The following is a 21,713-nucleotide window of genomic DNA, read 5'->3' on the forward strand; positions in this document are numbered from 1 at the left end:
CTTTTTGTGATGTCATCTTCTGCTAATATAGCCATTTCCATCGATTACAGCTGTTGATGACATTGAATTCATATATCCGATTATTCGCTGGGCTTCTCCTCCAGTTGCTTCTGTAACAGTGCAATCGCTTTGAATAGCAGGCACAAACTGAAGATTAACCGTGCCATCGCTGTGAAGGCTTGCGAGAACAAGGCAGCTATCAAGCGTCTTAGAATTAAACATGAAATTACCCAGACTATAGACTACAGGGACTCCGTTCACGTAGTCTATTTTTTGTAGCACATGTGGATGATTGCCAATTATAAGATTAGCTCCTGCATCAGCTATTTCAGCCGCCTGATCTCTTTGAAGATAATCTATTTCTGAAGTACTCTCAGTTCCCCAGTGAATATAAACTATCACGTAGGCATTCTTTTTCCTTGCCTCTCTTATTCTCTCAAGAAGAAGGGTATCATCAAGACATCTGAACACTCCTGCAGAGGTTGCTGTAGCCTCCTTGGTATCTGGATTAGACAGTCTTTCTATCTGAGTTGCGCATATTATAGCAATCTTCATACCAGACTCAGTAACATAGTATACAGTATGAGACGCCTCATCTATATTGTGCCCCGCACCAGCATATTCTACGCCGACAGAATCAAGTGCACTCATAGTATCAATAAGAGCCTGTTGTCCATAATCATAGGCGTGGTTATTGGCAAGTCCTACTATATCAACCCCCATAGTATTCAAAATTGCAGCTGAATCCGGTCTTGCTCTAAAAGTAAAAGTTTTTCCCTCGCAAGGAGACCCGCCATAGGAATATGGAAACTCATTGTTCACCATCATGATATCTGCATTTTTCATCTTATCAAGAAGGCTGTCTCCTATAACTCCAACTGCAGAATTACCATGCCTCTTAAAGGCATTACCAGCCGCATAATTATCATCAAATAAAATATCTCCGGCAAACCCTATTGTTACCACATTATCATCTAGAGTCTGGATAATATGAGTGTAGTCCTTATCTTCCTCAGGAATTTCCGGAATTGCCTTCTCTCCTCCAACTCCCTCCTCAGGCTCTTTTTCAGCATCATTCCCTGCAATATAAAACTTGTCAGCCTCTGGAATAGTTTCCCACTGTGGTGATAAGGAATTAACTTTTTCTGTGTTTTTTGTAGGTTTTCCACCAAGTAGTCCCTTTCTATCTGCAATTATGCATAGTATCAGAACTCCACTCCCAAGAACGACAAATAAGGTAACCAAAAAAACTCTGATCGCCTTACTGACAATTGAGTTATCAATTTTCTCTATTCTATTATTCTTATTATTCCAGTTACTACTTCCCCTGCTCATACTCATACCAAGAAAATAAATATAATGCCCCTATCAATTACTCATTTCAATAAACTCATTGACCTGCAATAAACAATTACTAAGGCCAAATAATAATCATCAGCTCTAGATTAAATACTCATATCCACAAGTATAGCACAACATATGCGCATTATTAACCATGAAACCACAATATATTTACCATCAATAGTTTAGTATCTACCAAAATCAAATGTCTGCCTTTTACAAGTAAGTAACTTGTATAACGCTAAAGTTTCGGTTTTTCGCATCGCGAAGCGATGATTCTGCTGCACTGGATCTGCTGGCCAAGGTAGCTAAGTGCATATTCGAGGCGATTTTAGTTCTATGGAGACGAGACAATGCCCATGCATTGGCTCGTCGGAATGTTCAGAACTACGAGCATCGAAATGCGCTTAGTAACTTGGCTGGCAGATCCATGCGCAGTAGAATCCCCCCGGAAGTGTAAAAAAAGACCATCACTTTCGTGATGGTCTTGTAAGCTCTAGATATAATTAATACTTGTTAGATACAACCTTAACACCAGGGCCCATTGTTGTAGCAAGAGTGATGCTCTTGAGGTACTGACCCTTAACAGATGCTGGTCTAGCCTTTGTGATAGCATCCATAAGAGCGTTGAAGTTCTGCTCAAGCTGCTCCTCTGAGAATGAAGCCTTTCCAACTGGAACGTGAATGATGTTAGCCTTGTCAAGTCTGTACTCAATCTTACCAGCCTTGATATCAGCGATAGCCTTTGTAACATCCATAGTTACTGTACCAGCCTTAGGGTTTGGCATAAGACCCTTAGGTCCAAGTACCTTACCAAGACGTCCTACAACACCCATCATATCAGGTGTAGCAACTACAACGTCGAAATCAAGCCATCCATCGTTCTGGATCTTAGGAATAAGCTCCTCGCCACCAACATAATCTGCGCCTGCTGCCTGAGCCTCGTCAAGCTTTGTTCCCTTAGCGAATACAAGAACCTTAACAGTCTTACCTGTTCCGTTAGGAAGAACAACAGCGCCTCTGATCTGCTGATCAGCGTGACGTGAATCACAACCAGTTCTGATGTGTAATTCTACTGTCTCATCAAATTTTGCAGTAGCTGACTTCTTAACAAGAGCGATAGCTTCTGCAGCTTCATACTGCTGAGTCTTATCAATAAGCTTAGCAGCTTCTACGTATTTCTTTCCGTGTTTCATCTCTCATCCTCCATCAGTCTTCTACTACGATACCCATACTACGTGCTGTACCAGCGATCATGCTCATAGCACCTTCGATGTCAACAGCGTTAAGGTCTGGCATCTTTGTCTCTGCAATCTTTCTAATCTCTTCCTTAGAAATAGTTGCAACCTTAGTCTTGTTAGGAACTCCTGATCCCTTCTGGATCTTAGCTGCCTTCTTAAGAAGAACTGCTGCTGGTGGAGTCTTTGTGATGAATGTGAAACTTCTGTCTGCATAAACAGTGATAACAACAGGGATGATAACGTCACCCTTATCTGCTGTCTGAGCGTTGAACTGCTTTGTGAATTCAACGATGTTTACACCATGCTGACCAAGTGCTGGTCCAACTGGTGGTGCTGGTGTTGCTTTACCAGCCTGGATCTGTAACTTAATATATCCTTCGACTTTCTTTGCCATTATGGCACCTCCTGAAAATATGTGGTCGGCGCAATTATCCAAAAAGAGTTGCTCCCGTGGTTCGGACTAGCGGATTCGCTGCGACTTACGTCTAGCTCATCCGAGTCCTATCACAGGGGCAATTCCTATATCGCGCGAAATACGCGCGATTGGAATTGCTCCCACTCAGCGGTTACATGTCTGCCGAAGCAGACTATATATTCAAGTGCTCACGCACTTAAATAACAAAATTATGAATCGATCTTACGAACTTCAGCAAAGGAAATCTCTACTGGAGTCTCACGGCCAAACAGATCTACATTGATAGTAGCAGTCTGCTTACCAAAATCCATTCTCTGTACAACGCCTGCTGTATCCTTCCAAACGCCAGCAATAACTGCAATCTCATCACCAACGCCAAAGTTAACAGAAATTGTATCAGTCTTAATACCGAGAGGTTTGATCTCTGCATCTGTAAGAGGAACAGGCTTACTTCCCGGTCCAACGAAACCAGTAACACCACGTGTGTTACGAACAACATACCAAGTCTCGTCATTCATATCCATGTTAACAAGGACATAACCAGGGAACATTTTTCTCTGGACGTTCTTGCGGGCACCGTTCTTGACCTCAACAACATCCTGAAGTGGAACTCTTACCTCAAAAATCTGATTTTCAAGGTGTCTGTTCTCGATGGTCTTCTCAAGAGTTGCCTTAACCTTGTTCTCATAACCTGAATATGTGTGAACAACATACCAATGAGCATTCTCACTAGCAGATGACTCTTCTACGCCTGCTTCCTGTTCTACAGAAGCATCTGATAATACCTCTTCAGATACTGTGTCTTCAGAATTCTCAGACACCTGTCCAAGATCCTTTTCCATTTCTTCTGACATATTATCTCCTTCTCAAATGTAACTATGTGTCCTACTCAAAATATAGAAGTAATAACATTCACTCCATACTCAAACACAATGTCAAGTAACGCAATAAGCGCACAACAAACAGCTGAAACAACGACTACTGCAGTTGTCTGCTTAACAATATCGTCTCTTGTAGGCCAAATAATCTTACCAAACTCTGCCTTAACCCCAGCAAAAAAGCCAGAAATCTTAGAGAATACACCATCCTCTTTGTTCTTGCTCTTCTTGGCAGAAGACTTCTTTTCAGAAGTTTCGGAACTATTCTGTACTGCCTTAGTCTCTTCCATACCCTTGTAAACCTCCTAGAAAAATAGGGAAATAAAATAAGAAATTACTTTGTTTCCTTATGTAATGTATGCTTCTTGCAGAATGGGCAATACTTCTTCATCTCAACACGATCTGGATGTGTCTTCTTATCCTTAGTTGTGTCGTAGTTACGATTCTTGCAATCTGTGCATGCCAGTGTAATTCTTGTACGCATTATCTCACCTCCGGGCGTTTTAATCTACTATACTTCGCGCCACAAAACATTATTTTTTTGCATAAAAAAAAGACGTAAATCTTATGTCGCTTGTCTACTATAACATAGTCTCTTTGTCTCGTCAACGTTTTTTCAATCATAATTATAATATTTTTATTAAATCGTGCATTTTTAATGATTATTTCATTGACATTTCGATTGTATTATGTAGAATAAAGATAACTAAACGTGGCTAAATGTGCCCTCGTGCGACAGATGTCAATGGAATGGCAGAAGATCCAACTCGTACGTATCATGGAAGAAAGGAGGGGCATTATGGCAGGCATCTCTTTAAATGGTGCTTATAACCATTTCATACAGGATTATGTATCCAAAGATGTTACACATGCTGATACTCATCGTAAAGAAGAGCTTCGGGATGTGTATAAATCAATTGCAAAACTCAATAAAAATTCCCCTCTATATCTTTTGACTGATGACGATAAATCGCGCAATGACGCTATAGATATCAAGGAAAGAGCAAGACAGTTACAGGGAAATATCATAGGACTGAACAATCAGGAGGATAAATCTTCGCTAGATCACTCTTCTGGTTTTACTACTGATGAGGAAAAAGTAACTGCTTCTTATATAGGAAAGAACCCCGAAGAAGATGTTGGCAATATTGGTTTTGATATCAGTGTTTCATCTCTTGCTTCAGCCCAGGTAAACACAGGACGTTTCCTTCCAAAGGACAGTACCGGACTAACAGCTGATAATTACGCTTTTGATGTTCGTATCAACAAACAGGAATTTGAATTCCAGTTTAGTATATATCAGAATGATCGAAATATTGACATTCAGGATAAGATAGCAAAGCTTGTAAACAAGGCCAACATCGGACTGACAGCAGACATCATCGAAGATAACCAGGGAAGAAGTGCTCTTACAATATCTTCAACAAGAACAGGCCTCAAGGCTGGAGAGGCAAGTCAGTTTGAAGTATTTGAATCCTCAAGCGGACTTCAGACCGGATCTGTTTCTTATCTTGGACTTGACCAGATTTCTGCTCCTGCATCAAATGCTCACTTTGCATTAAATGGCGAAGAAAAAGCTTCCGTATCTAACAGATTTACTGTAGGTGGCAAGTTTGAATTGCAGCTAAAGTCCACAACAACTGAAGACGAAACTATCTCTGTCGGTGTCAAAAAAGATAATGAAGCTCTTAAAGAACACATTGCTTCTCTTATAAAGAACTATAACGACTTTGTAACTGATGCTTCCGGAGAAAAGAATCCTAAGTTTAAGAGCGACAAATTAAAATCTGAAATAGTTGGCATTGCCAAGCAGCATATGACCAACATGGAGGATACGGGTATCAGATTAGAAGGAAACGGTACTCTTTCTATTGACGACGAGCTTCTGACCCAGGCAATATCAGGAGCAGAGAGCAATGAATCACTTGCCCCTGTCAAGAAATTTGCCGGTGCACTTCTTGATAAGGCAAAAGATATATCTGTAGATCCTATGAAATATGTAGACAGACCAGTTGTTAATTACAAGAATCCTGATAATAAGGACTTCAACTCTCCTTATATAACTAGTGAATATTCAGGAATGATGTTCAATAACTACTGCTAAAAACCCTGACCCACATTATTAACGAATAGTGCGCCTCAGGGAAAGGGCCGTAGCACTGCAGGGCTATGGTTTGATATTATAAAAGCCACTGAAAGTTAGTGGCAAAAGAGCGGCAGGCCAAGAAGGCTCGCCGCTCTTTTCATTTTCATTTTCATTTTCATTTTATGTTCTATCAGGCATTACACTCTTTTACCATATCAAGAGCTGCTCTTATAACCTGATCCATATTGTAATACTTGTACTGGCCAAGTCTTCCACCAAAGAGAATATTCGGGAACTCTTTTGCCAGGTCCTTGTATTCCTGGTAAAGTTTATTGTTCTTGTCATCGTTCATAGGATAATACGGCTCATCGCCATGCTTCCAGTTAGCAGGGTATTCTCTTGTGATGATTGTTCCCTTGCCCTGGCCATATTCAAAATGCTTGTGCTCGATAATTCTTGTATAAGGTACTTCTCTTTCTGTGTAATTAACTACTGCGTTACCCTGATAGTTATCCACATCCGGAAGTTCCTCGACTTCAAACCTCAGAGACCTGTACTCCAAAGTTCCAAGCTTGTAACCAAAGAACTCATCGATCATTCCAGTAAAGAGGATCTTATCAAAGGTATCTCCGTTTACTGATTCAAAAGGCTGGGCTGGAACATTACCACTCATCTTTACAAAGTCATAATAGTCAACGCCGGTTTCAACCTTGATGCTGCCTGAAACGAAAGGAAGCTCTCCATCTTTTTCTATCAGAAGAAGTTTCTCTATCATCTTGGTGTAGCCGCCCATTGGTATACCCTGATATCTATCATTAAAATAATTGTTATCATAGATAAATCTCATAGGAAGACGCTTAATGATAAAGGCAGGAAGTTCACTGCAATCTCTTCCCCACTGCTTCTCAGTGTATCCCTTTACAAGCTTCTCGTAGATATCACGTCCAGCCAGTGAAAGAGCCTGTTCCTCAAGGTTATCTGCAGAAAACTCTGTAGTCCCCTTCTCGCTGTTAATACGCTGAATTTCCTTGTCGGCCTGCTCTTTTATTATTTCTTTAGCTTCCTGGGGAGTTCTGATACCCCACATCTTACTGAAGGTGTTCATATTGAAAGGAAGGTTGTATAGTTCATCCTTGTATACAGCAACAGGAGAGTTTATGTAATTGTTAAACTCTGCAAATCTACATGCGTACTCCCAAACCTCCTTGTCAGATGTATGGAAGATATGTGCACCATACTTGTGAACATTGATGCCCATCTTATTCTCAGTATAAATATTACCTGCTACATTTTCTCTTTTATCAATTACCAGAACATTCTTGCCTGAAACTGCCATTTCATGGGCAAATACTGCTCCAAAAAGTCCCGCTCCAACAACCAGGTAATCGTATTTCATATTTGTTCTCCTTGTAACCATTATCTTTATGCGCATAGCACATTTGCTATTATAGCATAGAAAAAGAGATGTGGAAAAACCACATCTCTTTCTAATCATTACAATTTAAAAACTAATTAGTTGTTCTCTTCTGCCTGGTACTTGTCAAGCTGTGAGAAGTCACCCATCATATCAAGGATCTTCTTACGTCCAGCCTTGTTAAGCTTAACGTACTGAGACATTACTCTGTTCTCTACAATCTTCTTGCCAAGTTCTGAGCCCTGCTCAAGTGTTGAGAAATCAACTGGGTTAAGGTTAAGACGATCGCACATCTTGATTACTGTGCCGTAAGCCATTCCCTCGATTCCTCTATCAAGTGCTGTTACAAGTGTGCTGTATGGTATAGACATATCTATTGCGAACTGTCTGACACTCTTATACTGCTGTAAGATTTCCTTCTTTAAAATCTCTGCCTTTGTCATGGCGCTACCTCCTAAATCTTTATGGAATTTCTTTCCTTTTGCACACATTAGTCTACCACATAGACGATTTTTCGTCATTCACTTTTTAGGGGAATTTTCCAATAAAAATTTATCAAGATTGCCTACTCATTTTTGGCATTTTAACGAAAATGTAAGAGAGCACAAGAATTTACGAAAGTGTTCACACTTTTTTCACAATTCATTGTTACAATAAAAGACTTTATACCGTAAATGACGCTTTAACGAACATTAATTTTCGCTACAATTTATAAAATCATATACGAAAAAACAAACAGTACCTTCGTACTGTTTGTAAAAACCCATGTTATCACATGTTATGAGCACCCACTCTATTAGTCAAAAATGACAAAACCTCGTTGTAGATATCTTTCGGAATACTATACACTTTATGGACATTTCCTACACATTGGATATCTAATGAGCCCATTTTCTTTTTTATTGCAACAACATCTGAATATTTAACAACTTCTTTGTTAAAATCCTTTTCACAGCTAAACTCACATCTCTCAGCATAGATGCGAAGTATTCCCTCCTTAAAGCCCGATGTTGCATTTATCTCGTACTCAGGTTCATCCTCTCCAAGAAGAATATCCAGCCCTTTTTCTCCTTGATTAGTCACCATAGTAGGTTTGGCTATAATAGCATTTGCAAAGGTCATGGCATATTGCTTATCATCCACTTCAGAAACCACGGTTTCTATAAGTCCGCTAAGCGAGTTGTAGTACGCTCTTATAGAATAGTTATTTGTTACCAGCACATGAATAGTCTTATTTCTGATCTTATGCCTGAACTTCATTGTGTGGAAACCAGCCCTCACAGTAATATATATATTTTCACCAGGCTGTATCTCGTAAAGAGTTGTATCATCCAAAAAGAGCATAATAACTCCGCCGGCAAGATTTCTCTGACCAGTACAGGTTATTTCTATCATAAAATCCTTATCATCCTCAAAAAGTTTCCCTCCACAAAAGGGGCAGAAATTAATCTTATTGCTGATATTATCTGGAAGTATATGATTACATTTTGGACAATTCATGCTCATTCTCCCTGAAACTTACGTCTAATACAATGATAACACAATTTCGATAATTGTATTATTAAGAAACTATAAAGGAAAAACGTCCTCATTTATAGAAACTCCGGAAGGCTTTAAAAATCTTCCTATCTGACCTTTACTGACAAAAGTCTTTTCAGCAATTACTACATCAAAGGAATGATCAGCCCAGGGAAGTCTTGTGGTATTAGCTTCTCCAAAGGCCGTGGCGTCAGCAATTCTGCCAGCAACAGCTGCAGCAAAAGAATTAGGGCATACCCCGGCTATATATACATCTGGTTCAATGCTCTTTATGTAAGAGGCATTTGCTCCCAGCCCGCAACTAAAGTCAAGTACTTTTAATATTCCTTTATTTAGCCTGCTAAGTCTTATCACTTCATCGCAGGCGCTTTGCCATGGAAGTGAAAAGCCCCAGATATCAAAGCCCCACTTTTCTTCAAACTTTTCTCTTCCGCGTTCCATAGCATCTGCATGGCCTTCAAATCCTCCGCCACCGTTATGATATATAAAACTGTTCTTGCAAATATATTGCTCATATCCAGCGCATGCAAGCCTTATTCCAAGGTCATCATCCTCGAAATATCCCGGAGAAAAAACTTCATCAAAAACTTTTCCCTCTATAGATACCGCATCTAGAGCATTCCCCCCCACAAGCAGTGCAAAGCCAGTAAGTCTGAAGGTCTTGATATAGGGATTTTTATACTCTATTTCTTTTGAAAGTGAATACTTACTGAAAGCTTCATAGGCAATATCAGGACCAACAGCCTTATGCCATGGCTTCCCGTCTTCGGCTTGAAGGGCTTTCAGAATAATTTCTTTTTCATTTTGAAGCTCCACACTATCAGTCACAAATCTCTCCAGATCTTTCTGGTCGATTTCCTGCAAGGAAGCGCTGTTGGAAAAAGAACTGACAGCTCCCACATTTCTGTTGTCATATAAGCCCATTCTGAGCCAGAAAAGCGCAAGGGGCGTAAGGATTGCATCATTATTTAAAAAGAAAATGTCGTTGTCCTTATCAGCTTTGTCTGCACCAATATTGCAGCCCTTTGGAAAGCCCAGATTTTCCGGGCTGAATATGATCTTGATAGGCAGTTTAAAACTTGTTGCCCCTGTTTCAAGTTCCTTTAGATAGTCAATAACTTCCTTCTCAGTGGATGAGTTATCCACAACTACCACTTCGGTAGTCGCAGATGGTGAATACTTTTCCACTGACTCAAGGCATTTTTTTATAATATCTTTGTCATTGTAACTTAGTACCATGACTGTCGTCCCCCTGACTCTAAGGCCAGGTGAGTTTTTCAGGCCATCAAAAGAGCTCCTGATCACATTTGCATCTTCCTCATTTGTGCAGTGATCAAGAGCCATTTCCATGCATAAATAGGCCCAATTCACGTTTATATTTGTGTAATACAGGCCAAGCATATAATAAATCTCATAATTAGTGTGGTCGTAGTTAAGACCCTTGTAGAGGGCTTTAAGCTCTGCTGTGCCATCGTTTAAGGCTTCCCAGATAGAAGCTTCTAATACGCAGAGTTTTGAAGCATCAGAAGGAAGCATTTCCTGGATGTGAAAGTACTCATCCTGAAATTCATAGAGGGCTTTTTGAATTTCTCCTTCTGTTATAAGCTCTGCCAGCTTCTCAAACACCTTCTCACCTCGTAATTACAATTATATAAATAATTATAATTCAAATACGAGTATTTAACTATACGTTATATTCTATATTAAATTGCCTATTTTTTGTTATTATTTATAGTCCGTATTCTCTTATACTATCCTGAAGAGTTCTGCAGGCTCTCCAACCGGTATCCCTGCATATCTTATCCACAGATGGTCTTAGAGATACAAAGGGCTCCGCTTTTTTCCCAAAACTAATAAGGCCATCTAAAGACTCATAAGTATGCTCATTGCCCGTCTTTTTTAAATCCTCTACAATTCTGGCAGCCTCCAATACGTAGTCCTTAAGAGGCTTAAAATTTCCATTTGCAAGGTTATAAGCTTCTCCAGCTCTGCCCTTTTCTCCAAGAGCTATAATAGCATCTGCGCAGTCTCCGGCATCCAGATAATCCCAGTACTGCTCACAAGATGAGAGACTTATCTTTTCCCCATTATATAATCTGCGGACAAGATCAGGGAACATGCGGCCCTCTGGCTCATATCTCCCTATAAGGCTAAATATCCTGCCCCAGATAAAATCTATGTTAAGAGCCATGGCCCTTGACTTTAAAAGGTAAAAAGCCGCCGCCTTACAGGATCCATACGCAGTAAATGGCTCAAGAGACACATCCTCTGTTATCAGCTCTGCATCCGACTTAATGCCATACTCAGCCTGAGAACCAATCCCCACAAAGCGAATATCTGGATTAATCCTTGCTGCAGAATCTATCGCCTTAAGCGCTCCATCCACATCTTTTAGTTGCGCATCAAAATCATCTCTTCCTCCGCCCCAGGCAAGGTGGAAAAAGACATCTGCCTTATCAGGAATATAGTCTGGGAGCCTGTCATACTCTTCCATTTCAAGAAACACTCTGACTAGCCTGTCTGGGCTTGTTCCGGAAAATCTGTCATTATGGGCAGCTGTAGGTTTTTTCCTGCCAACTGCGTATACTTTATATTCATTTTGTAAAAGGTGCTCTACGAGGTTTGCACCAGCAAACCCGAAAGCACCTGTAACTATGGCTATTTTCATATGCCCCGTTATTATCCTCTTACAGCCTCTTTGATAACTCTTGCCATATAATCAATCTTCTCATCGGAAAGACCTGGATATACGCCAATCCAGAAGCTGTTGTTCATGATGTAATCTGTAGTCTTAAGGTCTGATGCAACCCTGTATGCATCAGTATCCCTATACTCATCAAAACATGGATGCTTGATGATATTTCCACTAAAAAGAAGTCGTGTCTGGATATTGTGGTCTTCAAGAGCTCTTGTGATCCTGTTTCTTGTCACAGGCTCGCCCTTACTGTCTACAGCACCCTCTTTTACACTCATGATAAATCCAAACCAGGAAGGTCTGCTGCCCTCTGAAGCCTGTGGAAGTACAAGAACATCTGAAACTTCCTCAAGATCAGCATGAAGCCTCTCCCAGTTATGTCTTCTTGCATCAGCAAAGCCAAAGAGCTTATCAAGCTGTGCACATCCTACAGCAGCCTGCATATCTGTTGCCTTAAGGTTATAGCCAAGGTGGCTGTAAACATACTTGTGATCATATCCTAAAGGAAGCTGACCAAACTGTCCGTCAAATCTTCTGCCGCAGAAGTTATCCTTACCAGGAGGACATACGCAGTCTCTTCCCCAGTCTCTGTAGCTCTTTATAAGCTTATTAAGAAGTGCATTGTTAGTGTAAACGCATCCACCCTCTCCCATGGTGATATGGTGTGGTGGGTAGAAACTGGAAGTTCCAATATCACCCCAGGTTCCTGTGCATCTGGTCTCACCATCGATAGTATACTCAGAGCCAAGGCTATCGCAGTTATCCTCAACAAGCCAGAGATTGTGCTTGTTACAGAATTCTCTTACATTCTTAAGGTCAAAAGGATTTCCTAAAGTATGAGCTATCATAACAGCCTTAGTCTTGGGACTAAGAGCATTCTCAAGCTCAGTTACGTCTATGTTATATTCTGGAACTGTCACATCAAGAAATACCGGAATAGCACCGTACTGCATGATAGGAGCCACAGTAGTAGGGAATCCGCAGGCAACTGTGATCACCTCGTCCCCTCTTTTTATCTGTCTCTCACCAAGTTCTGGAGCGGTAAGTGCCATGAAGGCAATAAGATTAGCGGAAGAGCCGCTATTTACAAGGTTTGCAAACTTTACATGCAAAAGCTCGGCAAATCTCTTCTCGAATTCCTCTGTGTATCTTCCAGCTGTAAGCCAGAAATCAAGAGAAGAATCCACAAGATTAACTACTTCCTTTTCATCAAATACTCTTCCGGCATAGGAAATTCTATCACCCTCTTTAAAATCATTTTTATCAGTCTTTAAAAAGTTGTTGTAATACTCAGTTACCTTTTCTAATATTTCCTGTCTTGCAGCTTTTTCAGCTTCCATATTTTTGTTCATTTCAAATTACTTCTTTCTCTATACTTTAACTACTTATCAGATGCCTCTGATCATTATCCCAATACAAAATCTTGTCCCAATATATTTTTGCCTGATGGATACGATATCAGCCAAAATACTCTTCTATCTGCTGTTCCATGGCTTCTGAGCCCTTGCCTTCAAGGTATAGAACTGTCCATTCCACAGTCTTTTTGATAGCCATATCAATATCCCACTTAGGTGCCCACTTGAGCTTTGTCTTTATCTTGGAACAGTCAAGCTTAAGGTAATTGGCTTCATGAGGGCCTCCATCTGAGTGGATATCAATTCCAAGCGGTTTAAGTCCTGAAAGAGCACTTTCTGCCTCGCAGTTTCTAATATTCTCATTCCAGTTATTGGCAAAGAGACTTGCAATCTTCATTGCAGTTACAGCATCGCTCTCATTAGGGCCAACATTGTAATAGCCTGCCTTGCCATAATCCTCATACTGAGCCTTGCCTATCAAAAGATATGCTGACAGCGCCTCAAGTACGTGCTGGAAAGGTCTTGTAGAATCAGGGTTTCTGAGGATTATCTTTTCCCCGGATCTTGCTGCCCTTACGCAGTCAGGAACAATCCTGTCTCTGGCAAAATCTCCGCCGCCAATTACGTTACCTGCCCTTGCTGTAGAAACCGCGATTTTCTTGTCTCTGAAAAACGAATTAATATAAGAATGAGTAACCAGCTCAGAGCAGGACTTACTGTTAGAATAAGGGTCATAGCCGTCTAATTTCTCGTCCTCTCTATAGCCCCATTCCCACTCATTATTCTGGTAAACCTTATCAGTTGTCACATTGAGAAAAGATCTGACAGTGGAACTTGCCCTTACGCATTCACATATATTGACTGTTCCCATGACGTTGGTCTCATAGGTATATCTGGGGCTCTTATAACTGTCTCTTACAATAGGCTGCGCCGCGAGATGAAATACTATCTCAGGCTGTGCCTTATCAAAAAAGTCTCTTAGTTTCTCAAAGTCCCTTATGTCTCCTATGCATGAATGAATACTGCCATCCACTTTAGAAATATCATATAGATTCTCATTATCAGAGGGCTCTTTAAAGCCCTCTGCATAAATATCTTCATTAACTCCGGGCATGAGCGAATATCCATAAACCTCAGCTCCCGCCATGACCAGTATCTTGGTCAGCCAGCTCCCTTTAAAACCGGTGTGGCCTGTCACAAATACCCTCTTGCCCTTGTAAAAATCTAACATCAAACTCACATCTACTCCATATTTGCTACATCGGCAGCCTCTCTCTCATAATCAGCCGCCTGTTCTTCATTGCCTAGTTCCCTGTAGCATTTTGCTATAGCAAGCCTTGGAAGTTCCATACTCTTCTTGATATCAAGAATACTGCTGCACTCATAAGCTGCATTGAAATACCATACTATTGCTTCATCAAGGTCACGCTTGCCATAATAATAGTCTCCAAGTTCATAACACATCTCACTGGACATTTCAGTTATGGCATCCTTGAGGGTATATTTTAGCATTGACTCAGCATCTTTTTCAAGGACTGCTATATGAGCCAGAACACAACTGGCTTCCTTGATCTCATCGAGGCTCCTGTTATTATCAAGTGTGGCCTGAACAAAGAAATCCTTGGCCTGAATAAAGTCATCATCCTCTCCTGCCATGAAGAGTTCTCTTGCATACATGCCAAGAAGCCTTCTGGAAAACTTTCTGCCATCGTTTACTGCCTTTCTAAAAGCAGCAAGGTCTCTGCCTGCATGGTTCTCTTTTGGCTTGTGAATGATCTCAATATCACTGTCGCAGACTACTGGGTCTAAGGCCACCTGCTCGTGGATAGGATCAACCCACCTGAACTTTCTGATTCTCTTGTAGAGCTTGGGTCTTAGTTCCTTGTCAAAATTATATACAGTTCTAAAAGACAACTGATTGCTATAATACATCTGAACGATGTCAACATCAAGTTCAACGATATCTTCTTTTAATTTAAGGAACCTCTGCCTGTTCTCTTCATCCAGCTCCTCATCTGCATCTGCAGTGTAAATGTAGTCACAGCTCGCAAGAGAAAAAGAGTAATTTCTGGCGTCACTAAAGTCGCCGGTCCACTTAAAATTGTATACCTTGGCACCTCTTTCCTTGGCAATCTGAATAGTGTTGTCAGTGGAACCTGTGTCCACCACAATCATCTCATCAACGATTCCTTTTAGCGAATCAAGGCACTTGCCAAGGCAGCTCTCTTCGTTTTTAACTATCATGCACAAGCTGATCGTAGCCACAGTCACACCTCCAATACATTCCAGATTTCTGCGAGTATTTTCTGCTTTTACCCACAGGAAGTCACACATTAATGTTAACGTTTTACTGATAATTTTTCAAGAAAAACTATTATCCAGCCCAACCCCCACTCATGAGTTTTCGCTCATTCAGAAAGTTTTGGCATTGACTCCTCTCCCAGCCGCAGTACCGTATGTGAGCGATATTCATGAAAGTTTTTTTCGTCTGTGTAAGGAGGTGTATTTCATGAGGCTCCTGGAAGTGCATAAGAATTCTGCTTCGGTTCAACATGTCCGAGCGCCAAGGGGCAGCTTTTTACTCACGCCAGTTTCCGTAGTGCTCGTCACTGACAAATGCAGATTTTCTTAGATGTTTCCGCAGTTTTTCTTTTAATGCGCATGCTGCAGCTGAAACTTGCAGGACGGGAAGAAATACTACAATAGAAAATGCCATAGCCCGCAATGCGGGCGTATACAAGAAATGCGAAGTCAACTTCTTCAAGCAAGCTTGAAAGATTGATTTCGCATTTCTTTATGGCGCAAGCGCCAAATGGCATTTTCTTATTAAGATGACTAGCCCCGTCCTGCTTCAGACAACGCTTCGCATGCGCGTGAAAAACTGCTGTGGAAACATTAGAAAATCGCATTTGCCAGAAAAGACTCGCATAGGAAACTGGTCGCCTCGCAAGCGCTGCCCTGGCGCGAGTTTTGAACCGTAGAATTCTTATGCATCTTCCAGGAGCCCATGAATACCCGAACTGAAGCCGACGAAAAAAACTTTCTGAATGAGCGATGCTCCGATACTACGGCAGGGAGAGGATTAAACAATATATGAATGGCCTGGCTATGAGCGGGATAGGGTTTTCATGGTATCGAGGTCTTGTTTGGTGATGGGTTCGGTGCTGTATCTGGCCTTTTCGTATAAGGTAGAGGCAGCGGTGGTGTTGTGGGTTTTTGACTCCATTTGCATTGGAGTGTCGGACCCTAGAATGGAAGATGCATCAATAGACTTCTTGATGTATTTTACAAACATGTATCTGATGCGACCCTCAGGAGTCAGGCGCTTGCGAAGTGTGATGCGATCCTGCTTCTTCTCAAAGGCATTTTCTTCCTTGCAGATTGGGCTTAGGAATTCTCTTTTATCCCTATGGAGCTTGTCCTTAAGACCCATGCCTTTTGAATTAAAGAATCTGTAAAACTCTCTGATTCCGATAATAACAAGGTAGATGATAAATACCGTTACAACTGCTGCCACGATCCAGAATAGGACATTCCAGAGTGTATGCCAGATGGATGTATCCGGCTCAGCTGGAGGAATAAGTCCCCCAAGTCCCCCGCCTGACATAGGCTCACTTACAGGATTTTCATACTCTATTGTCTCCTCAAACTGAAAATGTGAAAACAGCCATCTAAGTACCATTAAAAAGCCTCTTTTTATGACAGAGAGTATTTCTTTTCCATAGTCAAAAAAGATTCCTATAACGATACAGATAAGAGAAATGACGATAGATGCTCCCATCATCAATCTGTTGTTATTACCGATTGCGTCATAGGGCACGTAATCCTTGTTCTTCCAGATTACAAGCGCGTTTCTGGTCTGCCTGAGATTATAAAAGAGCATGCACAGAACAGCCCAGACTACTTCCCCAAGCAGCAGAGGCACTAAAACCTGCTTCTGATGAGTGATAAGGCCAAGCGCAAAAAGGGCCAGAAAGGCAAAAGCTTCAGTTATCTCAGGATAAAACCTGTCCTTATCCTCAACTCTTGAATAAACAGCCAATAGAACTATGATTACTGCAGTAAGTATGCGAAGCGAGAGCATCACGCTTGAAACGTAGATACCGCCAAAATCGCGGCCAGCATAATAGCGAAGGTCCATGATATAAGCAGCATAGATTGGAACCGCAGCCCCCAGAAGATGCATCAGCAAAAATGCGATAAGGTTCTGCACGCGGCCCCTTATTACCTCAGATAGCAAAAGAAATACTACAACCGGAATACTCCCTAAAAAAGCCATATTAAACGTTGTTATCTGAAAGCACATGACAGCCACAGAAAACACCAGGCTTACAAGGAGAACGTTATTTATTATTCTGATAATTTCCAGTTTACGATCTATATTCATTGATGAAGGATCCTCACAAATTCAATTCGTTTATCAGAAGGAGCAGTGTCGTCCATACTTTTTGTAAGTGGGCACATCCAGATAATCTTTCCCTTGGCTTTCGCAAGTTCCTCACCTGCGCGAAGTGCCTTCTCTCTCCTGCTTGTAGAAATATAAAGATAAATAACCTGCGATAATCCACCACTTTCCAGTTCCTTATCCACAAGCTGATCCATATCCGCTGTGCCTTTGGACAGATCAATCCTGGATAGCGCCCTCATTATGCTCTGCATGTGATCCAAGGATGCACCTGCTTCCAGGGATACCTGCTCTGATGTCACTTTATCTTTTCCATTGGTCAAAAGAGATACTGGAATATTCCCGTTTACAAAGCGCATAGCCATAGTAGCCGCAAGCCTAATGCAATCCTCAATAAGCTCTGTCTCAAATAAGATTCCAGGCTCTTCTACATTAAGGACAATCCTGACCTCAGGACTTACCGTATAGTCATGAAGGTTTACCTTAAGACTTCCTGTTCTGGCGCTGGCCTTCCAGTTTATAGAGGACATCTGATCTGTTGGGGCGTAGTCCCTTATTCCTCTAAATGTAAAGTTATCCTCATACAAAAATCTCTGAGCCTGAGCCTCCCCCGAAAGATGCTCAAAAGCCACATCGATTTCACTGTGCTCAAGAAGTCTTGGATAAACATAAAAGAAGGTGTTCTGATCCCTAGTGGCATAATGTATATCCGGGCTAAAAAGATCTGATGCCACAAGGGAAGTCTGCAGGATACTGTAAAATCCCCTCTTTTTACATTTGATCCTAAGAGACCTTGTAATCTTTTCATAAAATCGCAGGCTAAATACATCAATTACATTTACTCTGTCTGTAACTGATGCGTTGGTTGTATCCATAAACTCAAGTCCTACGTCCGTCTGAAAGTTAACCTGCAGGATATGAAGTGGTATGAAATTTCTGTTTGTTATGACCTCTGTTAAAAGAGCTTCTTCCTCTTCTGTAGCTGCTTCTTTTTCAAAAGAAAGGTCGGCTGATAATCCGCGCTGCCAGTACCTGTTAAAAATCTTGCGCTCCAGGACGTACAAAAGCACTAATATCAGAGGTATCAGTATAATTGGCATGGGTACCTCTGTTTACGTTTTATAATATGATCAGTTCAAAAGGCCTGCTTCTGTAGGCACCGGAACTTCTGCAAGAATCTCTTCTATGACAGAAGCAGCATTTTTAGAAGAGCCATAGGTATTTCCCATGATAAGTCGGTGTGCAAGAACTGGTACTGCAAGAGCCTTAATATCTTCTGGTGTCACATAGTTTCTATCATTGGCATATGCCAGAACTTTTGCACAATAAAGAAGTGCAAGACTTCCTCTTGGGCTTACACCTGATGCGACATCGTTTCTTTTTCTGGTAGCCTCAATTATCTCTGTTATGTAGGCAAGTATATCCTGATGCACACAAACAGCCATAGCTTCTTTTCTCATTGCGATGATATCTGATAGACTTGCTACGCTTTCCATCTCTGATAGTTTTTCTGTTTTATTTCCTTCCTGGAATCTCTTTAGGATTTCAAGTTCCTGGGCTTTACCTGGAAATCCCATGGACAGTTTCATGATAAATCTGTCAAGCTGAGCCTCTGGAAGAGGGAATGTTCCGCTGGTTTCAATTGGATTCTGAGTTGCAATTACAAAAAATGCATCAGACAGTTTTCTTGTCTGACCATCTATTGTAACCTGGCGCTCCTCCATACATTCAAGTAGTCCCGCCTGAGTTCTGGGCGTTGCCCTGTTTATCTCATCAGCAAGAAGAATATCGCAAAAAACAGGCCCTTCATTAAATACAAACTCGCCCTTCCCAGCCTGATACACATTAAGTCCTGTAATATCAGATGGCAAAAGATCTGGTGTGAACTGAATCCTGTTAAAGCTTCCATCTATAGAATTAGAAAGGGCTTTAGCAAGCATAGTCTTTCCTGTTCCAGGAACATCCTCTAAAAGCACGTGGCCTCCTGCTACCATGGATACCAGTGTGTAAAGAATTACATCTTCCTTGCCAACTATGATCTTTGCAATGTTTTCTTGAATTTCTTTTATTTTATTCATAAATACCTTCCCCATATTTGTTCTTGATTAAGAAAGAATGTCGCTTGCGACATTCTCGCGCGAGGCGCGGATGCTTTAGCATCATTTTCATCTCGCGCCGATGCGCATCCTTAGCGGAGCGTTTTTTATGATGTAGGAATTTCGGAGAAATTTCCTATATCATAAAATCAAAATGCTTAACATTCAAAACGTGTATGCATTTTTCGCCTATAACATTAAATATATAACAATTCCCCCTCATTGTTACAGCTTTTATTGCAATAATCAAAGCAATATCGCTCATCATAGTTATATAAAACTTTATTTTGTTTTTATACTTTCTTTATTTCGTTAAAGTATGTACAATAGATAGTGAGGGGTGGAACAATGAGAGTGTTTAGTAATGCCAAAACTTTAATGACCTTGTACAAGGATTATCGCACTATGAACGATGATGATCTTTCAGATTTCTATCAGTCCAAGTGCGATTATTATCAGAATTATGTAGGCATCAGCCTTATGGCTGGGGTCCTTGCCTCTATAGGCTTTATTGGAGCAGATTACATAATAAACGGAACTGTGATGCCCACGCTGATTCCCAGGCTATCAGTTCTGATAGGGGTAATTATCTTTTTTATTGTGACCCACTTTTTAAGAAGCCGAAGTATCGTAGTCTTTATGGACTTCTTTTTGGCACACTTTATCGTCCTATCTCTTATCTGGTCTATTTATCACTTAGATGACAGGATACATGCAAGCGAAGGCTTTATCATTATGAACATCGTCTTTTTGACGGTGGGCTTTGTAGCAAAGCCAAGTGAAACCTTCATTTCTTCCGTGGTATTTCTAGTTGAAATCCTGGTCACCAACAATTTCAACCACTATCCCAGCCTTGAAATAATAATCGCTAACCAGATTCCACTGGCTATTGCCGTATTTGTATCACACTTTCTCTTGATGCTTATTTATCTTGATCATTACCGTATTCAGCAAAAGCTTGAGCTTGCCATGGTCACAGATCCTCTAACTCAGGTGTATAACAGGCATCTTTTGGAAAAGATTGTAACTAAAAACGCGTTAAAAGATATATCGGGGCCTGTGGCAATTGCTATGCTTGATATAGATTACTTTAAACAGGTAAATGATGAGCATGGCCACTATACCGGTGATCTTACCCTTTTGTATATTGGACAAAAACTTGCCAGAGGAACTCACGAAGATGATTATGTCATCCGCTATGGTGGTGAAGAATTTGTTATCATTCTAAAGAACTGTGATGTAAATAACGCCTGTGCCCGAATGGAGCAGTTCAGGCGAGATATTGAATCTGCCACTGATACCCCAGTTCCATTTACCATTTCTGTTGGTGTTTCAAGGTATACCGGAGATTTCTCCAAATCAATCCAAAATGTGGATAACGCCCTATACAAAGCCAAGAATACAGGGCGAAATAAGGTTGTTGTCGTTTGATAAAAATATTAAGAAAAAGAATCACTTGCCTTTACCCCAAAGGAAGTGATTCTTTTTATTTATATGCTTATTTGATAACATTGACGGCGCACACTCGTAACTATAGTCATGAGTTAGCCGCCTTTTCTTGACTCTGCTAATTACGTATGGTATTATGCAGGCATGAAAAAATATAGCATATTTACAATAAATTCAGATGTGACGCATGGTAGAGGATATGTATACTGCTTGCAGTACCATATAGTATGGTGTACCAAGTATCGTAAGAAGGTTATTGTTGGTAATATAGAGTCAGATGTTAAAGAACATCTTTACCGTACAGCCGAAGATTTAGACATTAAAATCCTTGCTATGGAAACAATGCCTGACCATATACATATGCTTATAGAATGTAAACCTCAATGCAGGATTTCAGATGCAATTAAAGTATTCAAAGGCAATACTGCAAGATGGCTGTTTCTTACACATCCAGAAATCAAAACTAAGCTTTGGGGTGGACATTTATGGAATCCATCATATTTTGTAGCAACTGTAAGTGAGCGCACTAAAGAGCAGATCACTAATTATATAAGCAGTCAGAAAGAAAAGTAACACATGAAGATATACTCCACGTATTCCGTTAAAATAAAACAATACAATCATATATTTTCTGAGACAGTAACTATATACAGGGATGCTGTCAATTTTCTTATGGATGTATGTCTGGCTGAATGGGACTTAGTTTCTGCCATAAAAGGTAATCAGGCTCAAATGATGTATGTAGAGTCGCTTTGTCATAAAACCAAAGAGAACTCTTCTCCTAAATACGATTTCGATT

20 protein-coding genes are annotated in these 21,713 nt (G+C 40.7%); 3 read left to right on the forward strand and 17 right to left on the reverse strand.

The genetic code is table 11. The features are described from left to right. Nucleotides 1-12 precede the first annotated feature (12 nt). The 6 genes from G631_RS19705 to rpmG all read right to left on the reverse strand — a co-directional run bounded on the left by G631_RS19705 (nt 13) and on the right by rpmG (nt 4,359). Nucleotides 13-1,335, reverse strand: a complete 1,323-nt coding sequence (locus tag G631_RS19705) for a CapA family protein (RefSeq protein WP_051197355.1) — start codon at nt 1,333-1,335, stop codon at nt 13-15. Between the two features lie 512 nt (nt 1,336-1,847). Further along, nucleotides 1,848-2,537: a 50S ribosomal protein L1 gene (gene rplA, locus G631_RS0117145; protein ID WP_026490481.1), complete on the reverse strand. Its 690-nt coding sequence runs from the start codon at nt 2,535-2,537 to the stop codon at nt 1,848-1,850. A 13-nt stretch (nt 2,538-2,550) separates the two neighbouring features. Further along, on the reverse strand, nt 2,551-2,976 hold the full coding sequence (gene rplK, locus G631_RS0117150; RefSeq protein ID WP_013281686.1) for a 50S ribosomal protein L11: 426 nt from the start codon (nt 2,974-2,976) through the stop codon (nt 2,551-2,553). Nucleotides 2,977-3,206: 230 nt separating this feature from the next. Continuing rightward, nucleotides 3,207-3,851, reverse strand: a complete 645-nt coding sequence (gene nusG / locus G631_RS0117155) for a transcription termination/antitermination protein NusG (protein ID WP_026490482.1) — start codon at nt 3,849-3,851, stop codon at nt 3,207-3,209. 35 nt (nt 3,852-3,886) lie between these two features. Then, the gene (gene secE / locus G631_RS20800) at nt 3,887-4,165 is read right to left on the reverse strand and encodes a preprotein translocase subunit SecE (protein WP_081671405.1); all 279 of its coding nucleotides are present in this window, start codon (nt 4,163-4,165) and stop codon (nt 3,887-3,889) included. A 44-nt stretch (nt 4,166-4,209) separates the two neighbouring features. Then, the gene (rpmG, locus tag G631_RS0117165; protein ID WP_013281689.1) at nt 4,210-4,359 is read right to left on the reverse strand and encodes a 50S ribosomal protein L33; all 150 of its coding nucleotides are present in this window, start codon (nt 4,357-4,359) and stop codon (nt 4,210-4,212) included. Nucleotides 4,360-4,674: 315 nt separating this feature from the next. Between rpmG and fliD the strand changes: the two genes are divergently transcribed. After that, on the forward strand, nt 4,675-5,979 hold the full coding sequence (gene fliD, locus G631_RS0117170; RefSeq protein ID WP_026490484.1) for a flagellar filament capping protein FliD: 1,305 nt from the start codon (nt 4,675-4,677) through the stop codon (nt 5,977-5,979). 172 nt (nt 5,980-6,151) lie between these two features. On the opposite strand, the gene glf is transcribed toward fliD, so the two are convergent. The 11 genes from glf to G631_RS0117230 form a co-directional block, all read right to left on the reverse strand. Then, complete coding sequence (glf, locus tag G631_RS0117175; protein WP_026490485.1) at nt 6,152-7,357, reverse strand: UDP-galactopyranose mutase; 1,206 nt, start codon at nt 7,355-7,357, stop codon at nt 6,152-6,154. 116 nt (nt 7,358-7,473) lie between these two features. Continuing rightward, complete coding sequence (locus G631_RS0117180) at nt 7,474-7,818, reverse strand: hypothetical protein (RefSeq protein WP_026490486.1); 345 nt, start codon at nt 7,816-7,818, stop codon at nt 7,474-7,476. A 328-nt stretch (nt 7,819-8,146) separates the two neighbouring features. Further along, a complete protein-coding gene (locus G631_RS0117185) occupies nt 8,147-8,875 on the reverse strand; it encodes a hypothetical protein (RefSeq protein WP_026490487.1) in 729 nt (242 codons plus the stop codon). A gap of 69 nt (nt 8,876-8,944) precedes the next feature. After that, on the reverse strand, nt 8,945-10,540 hold the full coding sequence (locus tag G631_RS0117190) for a glycosyltransferase (protein WP_026490488.1): 1,596 nt from the start codon (nt 10,538-10,540) through the stop codon (nt 8,945-8,947). A gap of 103 nt (nt 10,541-10,643) precedes the next feature. After that, on the reverse strand, nt 10,644-11,582 hold the full coding sequence (locus tag G631_RS0117195) for an NAD-dependent epimerase/dehydratase family protein (RefSeq protein ID WP_026490489.1): 939 nt from the start codon (nt 11,580-11,582) through the stop codon (nt 10,644-10,646). Between the two features lie 11 nt (nt 11,583-11,593). Next, nucleotides 11,594-12,961 carry a lipopolysaccharide biosynthesis protein RfbH gene (gene rfbH / locus G631_RS0117200; RefSeq protein WP_026490490.1) on the reverse strand — a complete coding sequence of 456 codons (1,368 nt, stop codon included), beginning with the start codon at nt 12,959-12,961 and terminating at the stop codon, nt 11,594-11,596. Between the two features lie 106 nt (nt 12,962-13,067). Further along, on the reverse strand, nt 13,068-14,195 hold the full coding sequence (gene rfbG, locus G631_RS0117205) for a CDP-glucose 4,6-dehydratase (protein ID WP_035789984.1): 1,128 nt from the start codon (nt 14,193-14,195) through the stop codon (nt 13,068-13,070). A gap of 11 nt (nt 14,196-14,206) precedes the next feature. Continuing rightward, nucleotides 14,207-15,229, reverse strand: coding sequence for a glycosyltransferase family 2 protein (locus G631_RS0117210; protein WP_026490492.1), 1,023 nt, complete (start codon nt 15,227-15,229; stop codon nt 14,207-14,209). 841 nt (nt 15,230-16,070) lie between these two features. Continuing rightward, complete coding sequence (locus G631_RS0117220) at nt 16,071-17,351, reverse strand: hypothetical protein (RefSeq protein ID WP_026490494.1); 1,281 nt, start codon at nt 17,349-17,351, stop codon at nt 16,071-16,073. Beyond that, nucleotides 17,348-18,469, reverse strand: a complete 1,122-nt coding sequence (locus tag G631_RS0117225; protein ID WP_026490495.1) for a DUF58 domain-containing protein — start codon at nt 18,467-18,469, stop codon at nt 17,348-17,350. Before G631_RS0117225 ends, G631_RS0117220 begins: the two co-directional genes overlap by 4 nt. Before the next feature lie 30 nt (nt 18,470-18,499). Next, nucleotides 18,500-19,447, reverse strand: coding sequence for an AAA family ATPase (locus G631_RS0117230; protein ID WP_026490496.1), 948 nt, complete (start codon nt 19,445-19,447; stop codon nt 18,500-18,502). A gap of 366 nt (nt 19,448-19,813) precedes the next feature. Between G631_RS0117230 and G631_RS20515 the strand changes: the two genes are divergently transcribed. Then, on the forward strand, nt 19,814-20,896 hold the full coding sequence (locus G631_RS20515; protein WP_026490497.1) for a GGDEF domain-containing protein: 1,083 nt from the start codon (nt 19,814-19,816) through the stop codon (nt 20,894-20,896). A 162-nt stretch (nt 20,897-21,058) separates the two neighbouring features. Beyond that, entirely contained in the window at nt 21,059-21,487 is a 429-nt protein-coding gene (gene tnpA, locus G631_RS0117240) for an IS200/IS605 family transposase (protein ID WP_026490498.1), read from the forward strand. Nucleotides 21,488-21,713: the final 226 nt, after the last annotated feature.

It is taken from the genome of Butyrivibrio sp. XBB1001 (assembly GCF_000424505.1).
In the GTDB taxonomy this organism is placed as follows: domain Bacteria; phylum Bacillota; class Clostridia; order Lachnospirales; family Lachnospiraceae; genus Butyrivibrio.

What these genes read in the sequence shown, in the direction of transcription:
- G631_RS0117220 (WP_026490494.1), bottom strand. Translation starts at nt 17,351, where the DNA reads ATGAATATAGATCGTAAACTGGAAATTATCAGAATAATAAATAACGTT.
- rplK (WP_013281686.1), bottom strand. Translation starts at nt 2,976, where the DNA reads ATGGCAAAGAAAGTCGAAGGATATATTAAGTTACAGATCCAGGCTGGT.
- G631_RS0117230 (WP_026490496.1), bottom strand. Translation starts at nt 19,447, where the DNA reads ATGAATAAAATAAAAGAAATTCAAGAAAACATTGCAAAGATCATAGTT.
- G631_RS19705 (WP_051197355.1), bottom strand. Translation starts at nt 1,335, where the DNA reads ATGAGCAGGGGAAGTAGTAACTGGAATAATAAGAATAATAGAATAGAG.
- rfbH (WP_026490490.1), bottom strand. Translation starts at nt 12,961, where the DNA reads ATGAACAAAAATATGGAAGCTGAAAAAGCTGCAAGACAGGAAATATTA.
- rpmG (WP_013281689.1), bottom strand. Translation starts at nt 4,359, where the DNA reads ATGCGTACAAGAATTACACTGGCATGCACAGATTGCAAGAATCGTAAC.
- fliD (WP_026490484.1), top strand. Translation starts at nt 4,675, where the DNA reads ATGGCAGGCATCTCTTTAAATGGTGCTTATAACCATTTCATACAGGAT.
- G631_RS0117180 (WP_026490486.1), bottom strand. Translation starts at nt 7,818, where the DNA reads ATGACAAAGGCAGAGATTTTAAAGAAGGAAATCTTACAGCAGTATAAG.
- rfbG (WP_035789984.1), bottom strand. Translation starts at nt 14,195, where the DNA reads ATGTTAGATTTTTACAAGGGCAAGAGGGTATTTGTGACAGGCCACACC.
- glf (WP_026490485.1), bottom strand. Translation starts at nt 7,357, where the DNA reads ATGAAATACGATTACCTGGTTGTTGGAGCGGGACTTTTTGGAGCAGTA.
- rplA (WP_026490481.1), bottom strand. Translation starts at nt 2,537, where the DNA reads ATGAAACACGGAAAGAAATACGTAGAAGCTGCTAAGCTTATTGATAAG.
- nusG (WP_026490482.1), bottom strand. Translation starts at nt 3,851, where the DNA reads ATGTCAGAAGAAATGGAAAAGGATCTTGGACAGGTGTCTGAGAATTCT.
- G631_RS0117185 (WP_026490487.1), bottom strand. Translation starts at nt 8,875, where the DNA reads ATGAATTGTCCAAAATGTAATCATATACTTCCAGATAATATCAGCAAT.
- secE (WP_081671405.1), bottom strand. Translation starts at nt 4,165, where the DNA reads ATGGAAGAGACTAAGGCAGTACAGAATAGTTCCGAAACTTCTGAAAAG.
- G631_RS20515 (WP_026490497.1), top strand. Translation starts at nt 19,814, where the DNA reads ATGAGAGTGTTTAGTAATGCCAAAACTTTAATGACCTTGTACAAGGAT.
- G631_RS0117195 (WP_026490489.1), bottom strand. Translation starts at nt 11,582, where the DNA reads ATGAAAATAGCCATAGTTACAGGTGCTTTCGGGTTTGCTGGTGCAAAC.
- tnpA (WP_026490498.1), top strand. Translation starts at nt 21,059, where the DNA reads ATGAAAAAATATAGCATATTTACAATAAATTCAGATGTGACGCATGGT.
- G631_RS0117225 (WP_026490495.1), bottom strand. Translation starts at nt 18,469, where the DNA reads ATGCCAATTATACTGATACCTCTGATATTAGTGCTTTTGTACGTCCTG.